Source organism: Phaeobacter sp. 11ANDIMAR09 (assembly GCF_001294455.1).
Taxonomy (GTDB): domain Bacteria; phylum Pseudomonadota; class Alphaproteobacteria; order Rhodobacterales; family Rhodobacteraceae; genus Pseudophaeobacter.
Genome location: NZ_LIKT01000076.1, coordinates 1 through 1,873, shown reverse-complemented (window position 1 = coordinate 1,873; position 1,873 = coordinate 1). Strand labels below are relative to the sequence as shown.

Sequence of the window (1,873 nt, the reverse complement as noted above, 5' to 3'; positions counted from 1 at the left end):
AGATCATCCCGAGGTTTCGAAAGCAGAAAATTACGACGTGTCAAACCCACTGAGGCTGACTTCGAATTTCAACGATGCAAGCAGCTCCAAAAGATATTGCTCAATCGGGTCCTGAACTTCCAAAAATCGGATTCTCATACCTTTGATCTTGGCTATCTCATCGAGAAAAGTCTGCCGATAAGGTTCTTCAGTGGCGATCACCTTTCGGGACATGGACTTTGTGTATGTCGCCGCAAGTCCGTGAGCTGCCCTAGTCCTCTTCAGTGCATATGACGCTGAATTATGGCTATCACTTACGTGGGCTCGCAGCCTTTGGCGTAGCTTTCTCGTCCGGCCAACGTAAACAGGTGTCCCCTCCTCATAGAATACGTAAATCCCAGGAGTGTCCTTCAGTTTGACTGCGTCTTCGAACGACAGAAGTTCTTGTTGAACCAACTCACCAAATAGATCTTTGGCCGCGCCCACAAACCCGTCAAAATCCCTCATTTCAAAGCTTCCTCCAGACACTCAACCCTAAACAAACGCCTCAACAGGTCGACCAGTCCGTTGTTCATGTTGGGCTTTCCTGCGCAGATATCCCTCTGACCGAGCCGCCTGCCTGAAAGCAATGTAGTCTTGGACGTACTCAGGATCGGCCTCGTCGAGCCCATAGAACTGGTTCGATGTTGGCAGCGCGACTCCGCAAACGCGCTCTGACGCCACGGCCATCACCCGTTTCAGTTCTCTGACACGGGTGTAGTCGATCAGATAACTGTCATGAACGGAAAGCACGGGAACAGCCAGCTCGCAGAAATGACGGTGAACGAACTCCGAAATCCGACCATCCAAGCCCATCAGACGACCCCCCTGATCCGTGAACAGCAGGTCAGCCAGATGTGGTGAACGCTCAAGAAAAGCAGCGAGAAGGGTCTCTAGCTGTTCGTTGGTCATCGTCTTACCAGCGTGCCCAGTCGGATACCCGTCACGAAGGCTCTTGAAGGCAGAGTCTTTTGATTCTGCGTTGATCGCTGTGAGAACTAACTTCTTGATCAAGTCCCGCTGGAGCACCAACGGGATACCACCCAGCAGTCATTCAGACACGTCGTAGGGGTCACCGACGAGTTCCACGCCTGCCTCAAGGCTCAGCAACGAAACATGTAGGCCGCGAAAGTCGACCTCGACCACCGGAGTGTCATTGATGAAGATCCTGGAGCGCCAGTCGCTGTTCAGGCTCTGCCACCAGCCCCCATAGAACCTACCATTCAGGCCCCAGTTCGACCGGCTAAAGATCCGGCGGGTCCGCTTGTGATGATGGTCGATCGCGACGTCCTCGACCCTTGGCTCTTCCTGGCTGGGAATGTCGATGAAGGCGTTAGCGATGACCTCGTTATAGCGGCGCAATTCTTCGCGCATCCTGATCGTCTCGTCGGTGTCTTCGTATTCGACATTCCCCTCGTCGGTGTCTCGCAGAATGACGAGCTCCTCGCCAGCAACCCGCCCGACATCGTCGCGCTGAAAAGCAGCTTCAGCGAACCAGCCTCGTAGAACCTCAGAGGCCCGGATCCTCGTTGTTCTGTTTCCCCGAACATAAGGACCTGAGTAGCTTCCCTTCGCGAGGTCCAGCAGGCCAGCCTCATCCAGAGCATGGATAATCGGGATGATCTTCTTGGAGATGTGTATGGCGTTATAGCGAGAAGACGTGTCCCAGTAGTTCGAAGACATCGACACGCCGATGCACAGCTCAGGATCTTCAAGCCAAGCCACGTAGAGATCTAGAACAAGCACTCGAAGCTGGTGCCTGAAAGCTGTCTTCGGCTTCGGCCCGGACGTCTTATCACTCGGCAGATACTCGTCCCAGATCCGATCGCACAGGGCCGCGACCTCAGGATGGTCC

General features: G+C 54.2%; 3 protein-coding genes. All 3 read right to left on the bottom strand.

The window, feature by feature from the left end; translation table 11 throughout:
* Positions 1 to 30 precede the first annotated feature (30 nt).
* Complete coding sequence (locus AN476_RS22125) at positions 31 to 486, bottom strand: GIY-YIG nuclease family protein (RefSeq protein ID WP_054463919.1); 456 nt, start codon at positions 484 to 486, stop codon at positions 31 to 33.
* A 27-nt stretch (positions 487 to 513) separates the two neighbouring features.
* On the bottom strand, positions 514 to 930 hold the full coding sequence (locus AN476_RS22120) for a hypothetical protein (RefSeq protein ID WP_157063857.1): 417 nt from the start codon (positions 928 to 930) through the stop codon (positions 514 to 516).
* 138 nt (positions 931 to 1,068) lie between these two features.
* On the bottom strand, positions 1,069 to 1,873 hold an 805-nt coding region (locus AN476_RS23190; protein WP_216598420.1), incomplete at its 5' end, for a hypothetical protein.